The sequence below is a fragment of the Pseudomonas persica genome (genome assembly GCF_900291015.1).
Classification (GTDB): domain Bacteria; phylum Pseudomonadota; class Gammaproteobacteria; order Pseudomonadales; family Pseudomonadaceae; genus Aquipseudomonas.
In genome coordinates this window covers 1-242 of sequence record NZ_OLKL01000334.1, presented here as the reverse complement: position 1 = coordinate 242, position 242 = coordinate 1, and the positions used below count along the sequence as shown (strand labels likewise).

Here is a 242-nt window from a genome sequence, read left to right as displayed (position 1 = left end):
GAATTAGTTTAATTCAAGTTTTTTTGTATAAAAAAACAACCTTTTTTATTAGGTTGATTTTTTATTTTAAAATAAGTTTTTTAGGTTTATCAAGACCATCAAATATTCCAAGTACCCCAAGTTCTTCTAACTGGTCTAAAGTATAATGTTTTAAAATTTCTTCTCTAGATGATAAACTATTTAAGAATTCATCTTCGGTATTTAAATTTATAATTGGTGTATTAACATAGTCGTTATTACTT

The 242-nt window shown here is 22.7% G+C and carries 1 protein-coding gene; it reads right to left on the bottom strand.

The annotated features are described in order from the left end of the window. Positions 1 to 61 precede the first annotated feature (61 nt). On the bottom strand, positions 62 to 242 hold a 181-nt coding region (locus tag FQ664_RS27430), incomplete at its 5' end, for a hypothetical protein (RefSeq protein ID WP_178091126.1).